Source organism: Paenibacillus sp. 1781tsa1 (assembly GCF_024159265.1).
Taxonomy (GTDB): domain Bacteria; phylum Bacillota; class Bacilli; order Paenibacillales; family Paenibacillaceae; genus Paenibacillus.
The window spans coordinates 902,895-919,778 of sequence record NZ_JAMYWY010000001.1; the positions used below are offsets into that span (position 1 = coordinate 902,895).

Here is a 16,884-nt window from a genome sequence, read left to right on the forward strand (position 1 = left end):
GGTTCACCCATGCGACGAAACAAAATCATTCGGATAATCGCAACGTTGATGGCCATGGTCATGCTGATCAGCGTCTTGCCGCTTCACATCGCGGCAGCGGCCGTTTCCTCAGCGGGAACGACATCCATTAAGAACGGATTTATCAAGGTAACAGTGGACAATGCAAGTGGGCGCTTCAGTATTCGGACAGAAGATGGCCAGCCGATCCGCAAAAAGGATAACGGCGTGGATATGATCTTTGGTGGAGATAACCCGGAGACGTCGTTCACAACATTCCGCATTAACGGAACGGATCTGATCTTCGGTAATCCTTACAAAATGGCACCAAACTGGACCTCGGAGGTTACGCCTCCGAAGGTCGTTACGGGAAGTGACGGTACCCAGAGTCTGGTTACCGTATGGACCGTGCAAGGCATTCGCATTAGCCAAGTGATCACTTTGCTGTTGAAGGAAGACAAGGATCAGGGTGGTAATGCGCGTGTTCAATATCTGGTGGACAACACGACAAATGCCAAGGTAGAGATCGGGTCACGCGTGTTGCTGGACACGTCGGTTGGTGGCAATGACGGCCCGGCCTTCCAGATCGGGCAGAATTATTCCGTTCCACTGACCGTGGAGCGAAAGCTGGTTCATGAGCCAGAGAAGCTCGGATATGACAAAAACGTGGACGAACAGGCTTACAATCTGCATAAATTGCCTCCTTACTGGGTGATGCGGGACAAGCTTGATCTGAGCAATCCGCTGGCGACGAATGTAATTGCCTATGGATTTAACAACTTGTTCGAAGGCGGCATTAATATCGTTGATGAAATGGTGGTTGGGCATTGGGCCAATCTCGCTGGAACGAAATGGGAGTATGAACCGAACGAGAATCTCGACTTTACGCAGGATACGAATGATTACGGCACAGCCGATACGGCCGTAGCTTTCTACTGGGAACCTGATACCATTCAGGCTGGCGGCCAGCACTCGTATGAACTGGTGTACGGTTTGGGGGAAATTGTATCCCCGGAGAAGGTATTCGATGTTCGTTTCCTTGATCCAACCCAGAAGCTGGAGACGAATGAAGAAGAGACAGGTTATGTCAATGACGGCGTGTTCGAAGTGAACACGGAGATCGAAAACCTGGAGATGTTCAGCATGAACCATAGCCAGATTGATGTGACTTTGACACTGGAGAATGGGTTAAGCTTCGTAGATGAAGATGGTAAGGAACTCAATACAACGAGTCAGAAGCTCACCTTCCGCAAAGATGTTCCACCGGAACAAGCGGCACAGGGCATTGAGTTCATTCCGTATAAACCGGGCGAAGTTGTCGCTGCCAAATGGCGGGTAAAGGGTACAGGCAAAGCCTGGCCTTCAACGCGCCAGTACATGGTGACGGTGAGCAGCCCGGAGACAGAGAAGAAACTGGAGACGGCGGTTAGCGAGAGCGAAGGGCTCCCGGAATCGGAGATTCGTGCAGTATATGAATCGTCGAGAGCAGGTTTTATTTTCCTGCCACCGGTTGGCGAGTTAAGAAAGACGTTGGTCTACGCTATGTCACCGGAGGAAGCGTACAGCAAGGACGAGAAGTACATCACGCTAAATGTGTCCAATATTGCTGCATATAATGTCGGAAATGAAGCAACATCTACTGCTGCTAACTTTGACATGTATCTGGTGAACGTGAAGAACGGGGATCGTTACAAAGTGCCGGTGACCCGATCCGTAACGTCCCAGCCGCTTGGCAACGGGTTCGCGGGAGATTTGAAGCTGGTGTATCGCGGTGGTGAAAAGGTGAAGGTGGACGGTACAACGCTCGAAGTGCTGAACGACGCAATCTTGCCGCTGGGTGAATATGCCGTGCAGGTGGACTATCGGGATAAATCGATCCCCGAGCTGGCCGAAGCGCTGAGCTTTAAGACAGACCAGACCTTTGCAATAACCGAAAACGAAGAGAACATGGTTCGCAAAGCGGGTATTCTCGCTGTATATAAAACTAAATTAGATCTAAATGCAGGTGCTGGTGAGAAAGCGACGTTTGCCAGCGTGCTGCCATGGACGTACGGTAACCTGACGGACGCGCAGTTCAAAACAAAACTGGATCAGGATCGGGCGAGGCTCACTGCTGCCAAGCAGGAAATGGTAGCCGCTTCACGCAAGCTGGACCCCGCCCTGGATATAGCCGGAGCTATCGACGCATCAGCTTCTCCGGTATATGCGGTCCAAACATTCGAAAATGAAGCAGCATTCGAAACATTCAAAAAAGGACTTGATGATGATATCGAGCAGGAGGTTGTTCTGGAAGTACGCGGTAAGATCGTGCAGTCCGGTACGGGGGCAAACGCCCAATACACGGTTCAATCGGACACAGAACCTGCAATTCTCAACAAGAGTGTAGCTTACAGCGGGAAAGACCTCACCATCTCAACAGGGAATTTCCCGCTCGCCAAAGATTTGAGGGCAAATACGGATACGCCGTTCTTGCAGGCCCTCTTTGTAGGGGGAGACGGTACGCTAAGCGTGGCGAACAGTGGATTCGTGTTCCATTCGGGCGAGTGGACTGTTGATTTCTATAACGGATTCGATAAGTCACTCGGCACGGAATCGAAGCTGACGGATGAAGAGCAGGCATGGGAAGAAGGACGGAATCCAGAAGACCCTACCTTGAACGGCACCCTGACATGGGCGAATGGTATGCTGGGCGATGCGCTCAATCCATACCGCAATCTACTTGTCTCCTATGTGTACTTTAATAAACATACGTTGTTTTCAACACCGACCTTCTCGCTGAATGGCTTTGGATTGAAACTCAATGACTTCGTGCTTCGGCAGGATGGTGTGTCTTTCGGTGGTGCCATGAAGATGTTCATTGTAAATGGGGAAGTAAGCAACGTCATGTTCAACCAATCGGGCTTCGTGGGCATCGATTCTTCACTGGCGTTTGAATTGGATAATAGAATTGGTTTGTTCAAACCGGACTCCGAGGATAGTGTAAAAGGCGGTATCAATGTTACGCATTATAAAGACCCGAATAAATACGGTGTCATGAATTCGTATGGTGTTAACTTCGAGGCCAAACTGGAGAACTTGTTCTCTATTAGTGCGGAACTTGCCTTCAAACGGGTTCCCGACGGACGGATTATTCCGGACGTTATTGCTTTTGGATCGGACCTTCCTGATCCGGGCATCATGATCAATCCGGCTACCAAAATCTCAAGTCTTCGCGGGGCCATCCGTGAACTTGCGATGACGATTGCCGGTGGTACCGAGCGCTTGCCCCTGACGCTGGAGGCAGGCATCGACATGGAGCTGGGACAGAAGCCAGCTGTTTTCTCAGGTAGTGTAGACCTGACACTCAAAGCTACCGGATTCAAAGTGGTGGGTAAACTCGGCTTTGGTGAAGGCAGCAAAGTCATCCCGATGTTGACGGAAGCCCTTGTTCAGACCCAATGGGCCAGCCCGATGTTTATCCGAGCCAGGGCACAGATTGATGTCGGTGGATGGGATATCATCGTGGGCAGCGCCAGCCTCTTTATCGGCGAGAACCTGGAGAAGGGACGAGTCGATTTTGAAGGTATGGTTAGCTCCAAAATACAGATACCAAGTTCCGTGCCAGTTGTCGGCGGTTTAGGATTTGGAACCCGTGCAGGCGTGAATAACGATGAACTGTGGGCAGGGATTTCCTTGTTATTCCTCACCCTGGGCATCAAATATTACTGGGGCGGCGGCATCTCATTCATGACCGATGGATCGGCATTGGATAACGAGGCACTCGCACACCTGTCGATTAATGATCCAGAACAGGGTCCGCGCCTGTTACAGATCGGAACGGGAATCGAGACGCTTGCGACCTCGTGGGAGAATGAGGAACCTGAGCGTTACGAGATTCGGTATACCGCCGTTGGGGACGGCATTGATATGATCGAGGATAGCTCGCAAAACCTCGGCATTGGCGGCATTCGTACGTCCAATGGAGGGAAAACGCATGTGATCCCGATGAGTGGAGTGACAGGGGATGCACTCCTTGAATTAGAGTATTTTACAACAACCAGACCTAACCTGACTCTGAAGCGTGACGACGGAAGCACGTACGATATCGTGTACGGAGAAGCAACCGACAAGAACGCAACCGCATTCGAGCAGATTATCAAAGCACCTAAAGAGGGTGATCTGAAGAGCGACGGTTCAGCAGTCACCAAAAAAGAAGAGCTTCAGGGAACGGATATCCGTCGGATCTATGTAGCCATTCCACAGGAAGATGCAAAAACGGGAAGCTGGACGCTGACGTCCAGTCAATCGGTCAAATCCAAACTGATGAACATTCCGGTACTTCCGGAACTGTCCTCGACTGAACTTGCAGTAGATACACAGGATGCGGACCAATTCACAGCAACTTGGACCGTGGACAACGCTTCGCCTGGAGATACGGTTGATCTGTATCTGTCTTCGGACCGTTTACAGGCAACGCCTACACCGGATGAATCCGTTGATCCGGGGATCATGATTGCCAAAGGCATAGAGATCGAAAGCGCCGATATTGGTGTAGACGGTCGTGCATCCGGCGAGATGACCTTTGACGTGAAGAAGATTGCATACCTCGGCGGAGCAGATCTTCGTGGTTTGCTGCAACAAGGGACATATTATCTGCGTACGGAACTGAAAACGGATATGGCATTCTCTGTCTTATCATCACAGGAAGGGTATACTCTTGTAGATCCGTTTGCTCCGAACGCCGTGCCAGTAGTGGATACGAGAAGTATCGGTAACGGGCAGTTCGAGGTCGCCTTCCCGGCGATCACCAAAACAGCAGAAGAAGAAGCGGAGGAGTTCACTTATATCCTGACCGCATCGGATGAGCAAGGACATCTGTATGACCCGTTCGGCGAGGAAGGATATAGTGAATCCGACTTGAAAGCTACGCTCAAGGACGGCAAGTATCATGTGACCGTTGGTGGATGGAATAAACTGGGAACACCGAAGCTGGGTGCAGACGGCAAAGTGCTGCGCAATACAGACGGTACGATTGCCATGGAGGATACAGAGTCACGCCATTCCGGACTGGAGCCGGGCAAATCGTATCGCATCGGCGTTACGGTTGCACGCAAACCGGCTTCGGACGAGCAAACGAATCTTCGACTATCCACTACAACGTATAGTGGGTCGAAGCTGCTTCCTGCCCCTACAGGGCCAGTGCTTTCGCTCGATAACAAACAAGTGGTCAACAACAAATACGAGGTTGTTACAAGTTCGAATCAGGTGACCGTGAATGTGACTTCGAATCAGCCAAACGTGGTTGTAGAGGCTTCGACGGACGATGGTTCGCTCGGCACGACGAACCTTGCAACATCAGACAAGTTGAAGTTCAACTTTGAGGTAGATGGTGTATACGCCGTCCAGCTCAAAGCTCGGAATACCAGCACAGGGGATACGTCAGTCACGATGCTGTACATTACGATTGATACGACGGCTCCGATGATCTATCTGGATTCGCCTTCACAAGGGGATCGGGCACAGGGAGGTGTTGCGCTCGTAGAGGGCACAACAATGACCGATGCCCAAGTTACCGTAACGGATGCCGATAGTGATCAAGAATTGGCACAGTTCAAACCGGACGAGAATGGAGTCTTTAAGCATGAGGTGCCGATTGATACGAACCGCATGAAGACCCGTCTCCGAATTAAAACCGAGGACGCGGCAGGCAATGTGAACTCTGCCGTTGTCGAGGTACTGAACGGCGACTTCAAGCTGCCGCGCAGACTAAAACTGGTTATGCCGGAAGAACTTGTTGCTGGTGGAGAACAAGCTGCGGTTCAGACTTATGTGGAGTATACGGATGGGACTCGTGAACTGGTAGACAACGAGAGCATCACCTACAGTGTGGTTATGGGTGAAGCGAATGCAGCCGTTCAAGATGATGGACTTCTTGACGGAAAACGTGTTGGAGCTGCTTTAATCCAGGCCGATTATGCATGGCAAGGTACGGAGCTTAGCACGACGGATATCGTATCCGTTGTTGCACCGAAGACGGGAGCTGCGCCACCGGATTACATGGATACGATGAAAGCATCCACAATCGGAACGGGCAAAAAGGGAGAGACACGTGTCTCGATCAGCGCTGCCGGACACAAAGGTAACATGGTTGGAAGTGAACTAGCGTACCGCATCTTTGTGGACAAATCCCAAGCCATGCTGCCAACGTTTGAACAGGATATCAGTGGATGGAACACGCTGCCTTCCGACAAAATTATCAAAGCAAAACCAGGCGAGTGGGTTGTTATCGCCAAACGTACAATCAGTGAGCCGAAACTTGCAACAGCCTCCTCTGCTGCCGTGAAGGTGAATGAGCGAATTTCTTCAAGCGTGGAACCAAGCGAGCCAAGCTCAGGCGGCAGCAAACCGCCGGCATCGAACGTGCCTGTAGGTCCATTGACGGTGGGTGGCGTAGCCATCGATAGTGCCGTTGGAGGTAAAGACATGAAGATACCGCTGGAACTAGATGGAGTACAGAAGGAAGGATTGTTGTTGGTCGATGTCACACCAGGCGTAAGTGGTCCAACTGTGGTTGCTCATCCTGTTCGGGAAGCGCTGCTTGATGCAGCCAAGCAAGGACAGCGAATCGGTCTGCATGTTGCGGGCCAACTAGAGCAACTGCGCTTCGAACTGGATGCTGAACTTATTAAACAACTCGCTGCCAAAAACATTTCGTTGGATTTGGAAAGCGATTGGGGCAGCTACCGTTTGGATTGGAATGCCATCGATCTGAAGGCACTCGAAGCAGCGTTCCCGGCGCAAAAGGCCGAGGATATCAAAGTAAGCTTGAATGTAGGCAAACCGGATCAGGCATACGAACAGCTTGCTGCAAAGCTTGCTAATGAAGGACGCACGATCCCAAGAGGAACCCCGGTTGCCTTCAACATGACGGCGAGTGATGGTACCAAGTCAGTCGCGATCGATAAGCTTTTGAAAATGACCACGAAAGAGCTTTATTTGCCCGTCGGAGAGGACGAGCGTTCCGTATCGACCGTGGTTGTTCTTGATACTGATGGAAGCTTGCGGCATGTGCCTACACGCTTCGAGGTGCGGGAAGGCCGGATGGTTGCCATCGTTAGCAGTATGACCAACAGCGTATACTTGCCGATCCGATATATCGCTTCGTTTAGCGACATGAAGAGTCACTGGGCAAGCGAAGCTGTTCACGATCTGGCATCGCGTCTGGTTGTAAATGGCGTGTCATCTGCCCGCTATGAGCCTTCGCGCAGCATGACTCGGGCAGAGCTTGCTGCATTGATGGTGAGGGCCTTTGGACTGAAGCCAGACAAAGGTGCAAGTTCACCATTCGCAGATGTTAAGTCAGCGGATTGGTACAACGATGTGGTGCAGACTGCAACTGCCTACGGCTTGATGACGGGCTACAGCGGTAACCGTTTCGGTCCACAGGATGCCATGACTCGCGAGCAAGTGATGGTCATGCTGATCCGTGCATACGAGATGGCAGGACATACTGCGCCAGCTGCGAGTAGTGCAGCTAATAGCCTTGAAGGTTATACCGATACATCAACGTTGTCTGATTGGGCCAAAGACAGTGCCGCACAAGCAGTGAAGCTGGGTCTGATTCAAGGCAAATCGGCAACGACACTTGAGCCCAAAGCTCCGGTAACTCGTGCCGAGATGGCGACTCTTGTCCGCAGATTGCTTGTGGAGCTGGATTTGCTGTAAACATGAAGAAGTTGTTGTTTTGAACTGGAAAAAGCCCGAAAGTCATCACGACTTTCGGGCTTTTTTGTACCTTTTTTAGGAGGAAGTTATTTCAATATGTTAAGCATGAATTTATACCCATCCCGTATATTCCAGTATCGACGCTTTTGCAGACTGTGCTTCCGTATGAGCTGCTTTGCGCCAGGCTTTGGGTGATTCTCCCATCAGTTTGGCGAAGCAACGGTTAAAGCTGGAGATGGAGCGGAAGCCAACTTGCTCGGAGATGGACAGAATGGAGGCCTCCGTGCTTTTCAATCGCTTGCATGCCTCTTCAATTCGGGTACTGTTCAGAAAATCAAGCGGTGTGGTTCCCATAATTTCATGGAACTTGCGGCGAAAATGCGTTGTACTCAGATGACATAGATCAGCGAGGTAATCGATGGTCACAGGCATCATGTAATTTTTGGTGATAAACTCCAGCACGGGTGAGATGACCAAGTCACCTTGGAGGTCACGTTCCCGGTCCTGATTCTGCGCTGACCAGCTCTCGTTGCTTGCATGAAGTCGAAGCAGTTCGATATACAGAGACATCAACAAGCCGTACGCGCTCTCCCGATAATAGGGGGACTGCTGCTTAATCTCTTCTACGACTGATGTTGCGAGTGTGTGAATTTTGGGATGCTGTTCCTTATTCAGAATGCAATTGGTTCCCTGAATCGCCCATAGATTCGGTTCAATGTGACTTTGGGCTGTTTTGAGTGAATGGCGGAAGAGTTCTTCCGGTGAAAAAAAGATATAAGCCCACAGGCTGGCTTTATTCGGTGAACTGTATGTGGTATGCGGAAGGTAGCGGGGAATGAACGTGACGTCGCCTGCCCGAAAAGGCACAGATTCCCCCTTAATCTCCATGATTCCCTCATCTGAATAACAGATGCCAATCTCCATGTGGTTATGGAAATGAAGATGCTCACTCTTGATATCGGATATTCTCCAGCGGTCTCCACTGAGTAACAGAACAGGGAAATCAATGGGCAGGCTGTAATGACGATATTCAATGACAGGTTTCTTCGGTTTGGGCATTTTTGCAGGCTCCCATGTATAAATAATTGAAATTGCGCAGTTTTGTTGTGAATATGCTTAGATTGAGACTATTTTACTGCGTACAATGGAATAAGTAAAGCGTTTACAAAAATGGACGGACACCTCTCAGGGTGCACTTGGGGGCGTGTGCACAGGGAGAGGGGAATAACAATGCTTCAAGTGAAATATGACCGAGAACAGATTCTGCACGTAATCGAGAATGTTACCAAGAAAACACTGGATATGGATCTAACATGGGATTGGCCCGGCGGTGTGGCCTATTATGGTGTATCCAGAGCCTATCAAACGACAGGCAACCAAGAAATCCTGGACAGGCTGGTGAAATGGGCGGACGAATACATCGAGCTGGGTCTGCCAAGTTGGACTGTAAATACATGTGCCATGGGTCATGTGCTCATCACTTTATATGAAGAAACCGGGGATCAGAAATATTGGGATATTGTCCTCAGCAAAGTCGATTATCTCCAAAACCATGCGCTTCGCTTTGGAGACCATGTGCTTCAGCATACAGTATCCGTGTCCAATGATTTTCCGGAACAGGCTTGGGCGGACACCTTGTTTATGGCGGCATTTTTCCTGCTCCGCGTAGGTAGCAAATTAAAGGATGAAGCCATGATTCAAGATGCGCTGAATCAGTATTACTGGCATATCAAGTACCTTCAAGATCCGAGCAGCAGTCTGTGGTATCACGGCTATAACAATATCAACAAGGATCATATGTCCGGATTTTACTGGGGGAGAGCGAACGCTTGGGGCGCCTATACAATGTCTCAGGTGAAACCGCAACTGAAAGACTGGTATCTGTATCCGCAATGTATGGATGTAGAGTGTGCCCTTCGCGATCAGTTGGCGGCTCTCAAGCTGGTGCAGACCGAGAATGGCTTGTGGCGTACGGTTTTGGATGACGAAGATTCGTATGAAGAGGTGTCGGCTTCCGCTGGTATTGCAGCGGCAATGATCAATAACGGTAATCCACTGCATACCAAATACGTGCAAAAGGCACTGGAGGGCATCCTGAACAACATTAGCGAAGATGGACGCGTGCTTGGTGTATCTGGCGGTACGGCGGTGATGAAGGATCGGGATGGCTATCGCAATATTCCTAAAGACTGGATTCAGGGCTGGGGTCAGGGCCTGGCACTTGCTTTTCTGTCCGATATGTTGAGATAGGGAGGGAACCCAATTGTCCAAACCAACCAAAGGCTCTTTTACATTGCCGGGAGAATCCGGTTATGAGGCACTGACGCTGGAACTTGCTGATCGCTGGGGTGCCGATGTGATCCGTGACAGTGACGGTACGAAATTGTCTGACGAGATTATTAATGCCGGATATGGCATCTATTCAACCATTTGCATTATTCGGGATCATAATGATTGGGCATCCCGTAATCAGGATAAGCTGCAGCAATGTTTTCTCATTACGAATCCGAAGGTCGCTGTACAAGATTATGTATCTATCTATCTGATGGAGGACTTCTTCGCTGAGCAATTCAGGGTGAATGATTCCAAAGAAGCGTTTAAGTATTGGCAGGTATATGATCGAACGACTGGAGAAGAGGTACCAAGAGCACAATGGAATTATGAAAGGGAATCTGGCAATGTAGTGATTACTGGCGTTGCTCCCTGGCATAAATACACGGTAAGTTTCATGGTCTATCGGATCTGGGAAGAGATCTCCATGTACAATCATACGACGAATAACTGGGATAAAGAGCATCTGATGCAGATTGACCCAATCTATACGGAAACGCAAACCTATCTGCTGGAATGGATGGAAAATTGGTGCCAAAACCATCCAGAAACAACGGTTGTACGTTTTACATCGCTATTTTATAACTTCGCCTGGATCTGGGGCAGTGATGAGCGGAATCGCCATCTGTTCTCGGATTGGGGTTCATACGATTTCACGGTAAGTTCGAGAGCCCTGGATCTGTTTGCTCAGAAATATGGGTATTCACTCTCAGCCGAGGACTTTGTGAATGGTGGTAAATATCAGGTCACTCATATGCCTGCGGATCAGCGAAAGCTGGATTGGATGGCCTTTATCAATGATTTTGTGATTGAATTCGGCAAGAAATTAATTGATATTGTGCACAAGCATGACAAGCTGGCGTATGTCTTCTATGATGACAGCTGGGTAGGCATGGAGCCGTACAATGATCGCTTTCATGAGTTCGGATTCGACGGCATGATCAAATGTGTATTCTCCGGTTATGAGGCAAGAATGTGCTCTGGGGTTAAGGTGGATACCCATGAGATTCGCTTGCATCCCTACTTGTTCCCCGTTGGTTTAGGCGGGCTTCCTACCTTCAAGGAAGGCGGAGATCCTACCCTTGATGCAAAGAAATATTGGATAAATATCCGGCGTGCGCTGCTGCGTGAGTCGATCGACCGGATAGGACTAGGTGGGTATTTGCATCTGGTTGAGCCTTACCCTGATTTTGTGGATTACATCGAGAAGATTGCCCATGAATTCAGGGAAATGAAAGAGCTACATCAGGCTGGAAAACCTTATCAGATCAAAACAAAGGTAGCCGTGCTGCATAGCTGGGGCAAGTTAAGATCGTGGACCTTGTCCGGTCATTTTCATGAGACGCATATGCATGATCTGATTCATGTGAATGAGGCCTTATCCGGGTTGCCGATCGAGGTAAATTTCATTGATTTTGAAGATATTCGTCAAGGCGTACTGAAGGATGTGAATGTCGTCATTAATGCGGGTTCCGCTGGTTCTGCTTGGAGTGGTGGAGCACACTGGAAAGACCACCAATGTGTAGACATCCTGACCCAGTGGGTGTACGAAGGCGGTACATTTATGGGGATCAACCAGCCCTCAGCGACCCACGGGTACGACAGCTTTTTCAGAATGGCACATGTGCTTGGGGTAGATGAGGATACAGGTGCAAGAGTTGTTCATGGAAAATGGTCGTATGAGGTTAATGATGAGGATGGTTTGGTGCCTGAGGGGGCCAACATACTTCCGAAAAATAACATTTATCTTACTGATGGATCAGCAGCTGTAGTGAGTGAAACGGATGGTCAGATCACACTGTCCACACATGCTTTTGGAAAAGGAAAAGGGATCTATTTACCTTCCTTCGAATTCAGCTGGGAAAATACAAGACTACTTCTGAATTTGATTCGATTTGCGGGCAATGAATCCCATGAAACATTTTACATCACGGATAACTTGTATACCGAGTGCGCTTACTACCCTGAAAGCAACATATTGGTTGTGATCAATAATAGCGATCAGGTTCAGTCCACGACAATCCATACAGAGCATGGGAAACAGACCATGGAATTGGAGCCGTATGATACGGTGATCACCAAAATTGGTTTAACCAAATCGGTATCCCCATAGAATAAATAATGATTAAATAGACCGTATCCCTTAACCAGGGAGCGGTCTATTTAGTGATTAGGGCGTGTCTGAAAACTCTCAAGGAAGCAGATTGTATAGTACGGATATTACTGTATCATGTTAACACTATTTAGTAGAATATTTAAATAAGGATAGGGATCATGAGCCCTAATATATTATTGTTTTCATCCTTTCAAAGGAGAGAGTGCCCTAATGTACAGTTATAAAATGTTGGACAAGATAAGCACGGAAACACTTCACCAAGCGTTTGTAGATGCGTTCTCCGACTATCAGGTTAAAATGGATCTGCCCTTTTGGAAGTTTCAACAAATGCTCCAACGAAGAGGGTATCACCCCGAAATATCTATGGGAGCCTTTAAGGATGGGATAATGGTCGGATTTGTTATCAATGGACTTCGAAGCTGGAATGGAAAGGCAACTGCATATGACCTTGGGACAGGCGTTGTACAAGAATGCAGACGGCAGGGCGTTACAAGCCATCTGCTCTTGAATATTCGAAAACTGCTAAAAGAAAAAAATATAGCGCAATATCTGCTGGAAGTCATCCAATCCAACGAATCTGCAGCTCAGCTTTATAGTAAACAAAACTTCAAAATTCAAAGGGAATTCTCATGTTTCCAGCTGGAAAAAGATAAATTCATACCGAAAACGACCTGCGCGGTGGAATGTGTGGAGAGAATTGATTTGGAGCAGTTTAAGGAATTTTGGGATGTGGAGCCCTCCTGGCAAAATTCAATAGATTCCATCTACGCTGTACCAGAAGTTTTTAGCTATGTAGTTGCACGTCAGGATGACAAAATTGTTGGCTATGGCATTATAGATCAAAAAACAGGTGATATTCCACAGCTTGCAGTGAACCCAAATTACCGGGGCAAAGGTATTGCAAGCAGCATCCTGACAGAGATGGTCAAGCGCACAGAATCGCCAATAATCAGTGTCCTCAATGTGGAATCTCATCTCAAACCGATGGGAGATTTCCTCCTGGTCAAATCAGGTTTTACGTATCATGTTGGCCAGTATGAAATGCTCCTGAAATTATAACGTGATCGTCGTCTCGACGTAGGATCAAATCGGGTTCATACGAAAATATGTGAGATATTCGTATCTGTCCTGTTGGGCAATCGATCGGGAGGTTGAATTATAGGCCTCCCGAATTCCTGGATTGGAGTATCCAATCATTCCCTTACTCGTTATAATAATGTGGATGTCAATGTAAGAGGAGACAACGATAAGACATGAGCCGCAAGATGCACTGTAAGCGCATTCAGTTTCTGGATGATTGGAGCCTCAAAACGAAGTTGTACATATTGTTCATTTTTTGTGTGCTGGTTCCGGTTCTGGTCACAAATACCGTGTTTTACCTAAGCATCAAAGGTAACATTGAGGAGAAGGAGCATAGCCGATTCAATGAAATGCAGCAAAGGATCAAGTTCAACCTGCGAAACAGTATAGACAATAGCTTGTATGTGTCCAATTTTCTCTATACCGATGGAACGCTGAACCGGTTCATGGAGTCCAAGTATCGCGATCAGGAAGACTATTACTCTGCCTACTATGATATGCTTAGCAACAACAATCTGGTCAGGTACTATTACAGCTACCAGCAGGTGAACCAAGTTACGTTTTATGTTGGAAATGATACCTTCGTCAATGGAGGAAACTTCATTAAGCTGGATGATGAGGTGAAGAAAAGTGATTGGTATCAAGCGCTGATGAACACAAGCGACCATATCATGATCTATTCGTATTTTGACAAGCAGCAGGCAGAGATGTCGCAAAATCAGGGAGGACGCAAAGTCAGCATTATTCGCAAGCTGGATTACTTTGGGGAGCAGCAGGTTGAAAAGGTGTTAAAGGTTGATCTGGACTATTCTTTCATCAACAAATCGCTTAAAAATGAGGGAGCGAACGGGAAGGTATATGTCGTTTCGGATGGCAGGGTCATTTTCTCGAACGATTCCGAAATGAATCAGACGCGCCAGCCATTTAATCTGATTGCGAACAGTCCAATTGATCCTGTTCAATCCATGCAATCGATTCCCGTCGTATCCGAGGATTGGCAGATTTTCGTCAGCGCGGAGAAATTGGACGTTCTGTCGGAGATTGTTAATTCCAAGCTTAATTTGACGTTGCTGATCATTCTTAATCTGTTGGTGCCCACACTGCTGATCTGGTTGATATCCAGATCACTGGTCATCAGAGTTGATCGGATAGCGAAGCACCTGGATCAAGTGAAGCATGAGAAATTTGAAGTGATATCGGGACCTGTGGGCAAGGACGAGATCGGTAGCCTGACCCATAGTTATAACATGATGGTCATCAAGATCAAGAACTTGATTGAAATTGTGTTTAAGGGTCAAGTGGAGCGGCAAGCCCTTGAGCTCTCCAAGAAGCAGGCGGAGCTGAAAGCCCTTCAGAGTCAGGTGAATCCCCATTTCATGTTCAACACGCTTGAAACGATCCGTATGCGGAGTTTAATCAAGCAAGAGCTTGAGACCTCCGATGTCATTCATAGACTGGCACTGCTGCTGCGTCAGACGATCAATTGGGGCGACGATCTGATTACCATCGCACAAGAAATCAATTTCGTGGAAAGTTATCTGAGTATTCAGCAGTATCGCTTTGGCGAAAAGCTGCAATTTGCAATCAGGATCACTGACGAATCCATTGCTGCGATGATGATACCCAAACTAACCGTTCTCACCTTTGTGGAGAATGCTTGTATCCATGGCATTGAAGGGACAGCAAATGATGGGGTCGTGGAGGTATTATTCGAAATTCGAAGTAATGCGCTCTACATTTCCATTCGAGACACCGGCGTCGGTATGGATCAGGACAAGCTGTCCTCGCTCCGCAAAATGATGCAAGACCCGAGTATGGATCGGATGAGCGAGCTTAGCAGCATTGGCATGATGAATGCATATATTCGGCTGCGGATGTATTTTGATGATTTCGTTCAGGTGCACATATTCAGTGAAAAGGGGAAGGGCACAACGATTGGCATTCAAATTCCTCTTATGCTGGCATCCCAAGAATAAGGAGCGAGGATATGATCAACGTGCTGATTGTGGACGATGAGCCATTTATTCGCCAAGGACTTCAATTGTTAATTGATTGGCAGTCTTACGGTTTCCAGATTTGTGGTCAGGCTTCCAATGGCAAGCAGGCATTGGAAGCCATACGCGCTGTGCAGCCTGATCTGGTCATTTCCGACATCAAGATGCCGGAAATGGACGGCATGCAGCTTGCTCAAACCTTGTATGAGCAATATAACGGTGATATCAAGCTGATTCTGCTTAGTGGATTCTATGAGTTTGGATATGCCAAGCAGGCAATTAAATATCAGGTGAATGACTACATTCTCAAGCCTATCGTGAAGACAGAACTGATACAGGTGCTTGAGGAGTTTAGGGAGGCATTTCACGCACGGACAGAAGAGAAGCGTTATCAGCAAAAAAAGGATCAAATGATTATGGCCCAGCATATGCAGTCAATCTTGCTTGGGGTGGCTGAGGAGGAGGCTGTTACGAGTCTGCAGTCCCACTATCAAGATGCTGGAACAATGCGTTGCATTCTGATTGAGGTGGAAGGCGTTCCAGAACAGGGAACGGATTGGTGCGCTCGGGTTGAGGCATGGGTGGGTGAGCCCTTACCGGGGCAAATTTTGAAGCCGTTCACAGGTGATAAAAATGCGATTCTGCTCATTGTTACGGATTCGATGGTGAAACGTAAGGCAGCGGCCTTGGAGCACTATTTGACCCAACTACATACCGAGCTGAGCCGCGATCAAGGGGCGGTGGTTGCTTGTTATGTCGGGAAGGAAGTACAGGGGTTGGAGGCGCTGCATGAGTCTTATCAATCCTGCGGCATAATGAAAAGCTTACGTTTCTTCACCACGTGTGGGCCCATTTATTATTTCGAGCTTATGGATACGAACTTATTTGTTAATCGGCCTGGTCAATTCGAAAAACAATTGTTTGATGGGCTCGTCAAGTCTATCGAGGAACAGCAGACGGATGAGCTATACAGCCATGCAAAGGCCATTTTTCAATATTTTCTGGATGAGCGAATCGAGCCTGCTATTGTCCGAATCCACTTGCACTATTTGGCATACAATTTGCTGGATCTTGTGAATAACGATACGGTCACTCCAGATTCCGGGCTGATGGAATCGGCTTTTCTGAAGGTGAACTACGCGATGTTATCCATGGAGGAAAACATTGAACATTTATGTGAGTTCTCGCTTATGTGCGCAGAGGAGCTGAAGGAGCAGCAAAAGTCGAAAGGGATGGGCATATTAGCCAAAATTGAGGCCTTCATTCACGAGCATTACAGAGAGAATATCAGCCTGAAGCTGCTGGGAGAGCAGTTCTACATGAACAGCGCATATCTGGGACAGATTTTCAAAAAGCATTACTCGATCAGCTTCAGTGATTATTTGAATCAATTGCGAATAGAGGAGGCCGCGCGGCTGTTGCGCAGAACAGATCAAAGAGTATACGAGATTGCAACAATGGTGGGATATCGGGACTCCGATTATTTTATTAGCCGGTTCGAGAAACTCATGGGGGAGACGCCTGCACAATATCGTAAAAGTGCCCATGCTGCGTACTCTCTTGATTCAACATCCTGCACTCCTTGACGGAGCGGCGGGATATTTTTTTCGCAGATACTGGAATTAGTGGGATTCCGTCTATAGTTTATCCCGTTGAGAGGGG

General features: G+C 48.1%; 7 protein-coding genes. 6 read left to right on the forward strand and 1 reads right to left on the reverse strand.

Annotated features, from left to right (window positions below; translation table 11 throughout):
* Positions 1–9 precede the first annotated feature (9 nt).
* The gene (locus NKT06_RS04120; RefSeq protein WP_253430279.1) at positions 10–7,701 is read left to right on the forward strand and encodes an S-layer homology domain-containing protein; all 7,692 of its coding nucleotides are present in this window, start codon (positions 10–12) and stop codon (positions 7,699–7,701) included.
* Positions 7,702–7,812: 111 nt separating this feature from the next.
* Here the strand turns inward: NKT06_RS04120 and NKT06_RS04125 are convergent, their stop codons facing one another.
* Positions 7,813–8,760, reverse strand: a complete 948-nt coding sequence (locus tag NKT06_RS04125; protein WP_253430282.1) for an AraC family transcriptional regulator — start codon at positions 8,758–8,760, stop codon at positions 7,813–7,815.
* A 171-nt stretch (positions 8,761–8,931) separates the two neighbouring features.
* On the opposite strand from NKT06_RS04125, the gene NKT06_RS04130 reads away from it, so the two are divergent.
* The 5 genes from NKT06_RS04130 (at position 8,932) to NKT06_RS04150 (ending at position 16,808) form a co-directional block, all read left to right on the forward strand.
* On the forward strand, positions 8,932–9,951 hold the full coding sequence (locus tag NKT06_RS04130) for a glycoside hydrolase family 88/105 protein (protein ID WP_253430285.1): 1,020 nt from the start codon (positions 8,932–8,934) through the stop codon (positions 9,949–9,951).
* Between the two features lie 13 nt (positions 9,952–9,964).
* The gene (gene gnpA, locus NKT06_RS04135; protein WP_253430288.1) at positions 9,965–12,145 is read left to right on the forward strand and encodes a 1,3-beta-galactosyl-N-acetylhexosamine phosphorylase; all 2,181 of its coding nucleotides are present in this window, start codon (positions 9,965–9,967) and stop codon (positions 12,143–12,145) included.
* 213 nt (positions 12,146–12,358) lie between these two features.
* Complete coding sequence (locus tag NKT06_RS04140) at positions 12,359–13,207, forward strand: GNAT family N-acetyltransferase (RefSeq protein ID WP_253430291.1); 849 nt, start codon at positions 12,359–12,361, stop codon at positions 13,205–13,207.
* A gap of 194 nt (positions 13,208–13,401) precedes the next feature.
* The gene (locus NKT06_RS04145; RefSeq protein WP_253430294.1) at positions 13,402–15,204 is read left to right on the forward strand and encodes a cache domain-containing sensor histidine kinase; all 1,803 of its coding nucleotides are present in this window, start codon (positions 13,402–13,404) and stop codon (positions 15,202–15,204) included.
* Positions 15,205–15,215: 11 nt separating this feature from the next.
* Entirely contained in the window at positions 15,216–16,808 is a 1,593-nt protein-coding gene (locus tag NKT06_RS04150) for a response regulator transcription factor (RefSeq protein ID WP_253430297.1), read from the forward strand.
* Positions 16,809–16,884: the final 76 nt, after the last annotated feature.

What these genes read in the sequence shown, in the direction of transcription:
- NKT06_RS04120 (WP_253430279.1), top strand. Translation starts at nt 10, where the DNA reads ATGCGACGAAACAAAATCATTCGGATAATCGCAACGTTGATGGCCATG.
- NKT06_RS04125 (WP_253430282.1), bottom strand. Translation starts at nt 8,760, where the DNA reads ATGCCCAAACCGAAGAAACCTGTCATTGAATATCGTCATTACAGCCTG.
- NKT06_RS04130 (WP_253430285.1), top strand. Translation starts at nt 8,932, where the DNA reads ATGCTTCAAGTGAAATATGACCGAGAACAGATTCTGCACGTAATCGAG.
- NKT06_RS04140 (WP_253430291.1), top strand. Translation starts at nt 12,359, where the DNA reads ATGTACAGTTATAAAATGTTGGACAAGATAAGCACGGAAACACTTCAC.
- NKT06_RS04145 (WP_253430294.1), top strand. Translation starts at nt 13,402, where the DNA reads ATGAGCCGCAAGATGCACTGTAAGCGCATTCAGTTTCTGGATGATTGG.
- NKT06_RS04150 (WP_253430297.1), top strand. Translation starts at nt 15,216, where the DNA reads ATGATCAACGTGCTGATTGTGGACGATGAGCCATTTATTCGCCAAGGA.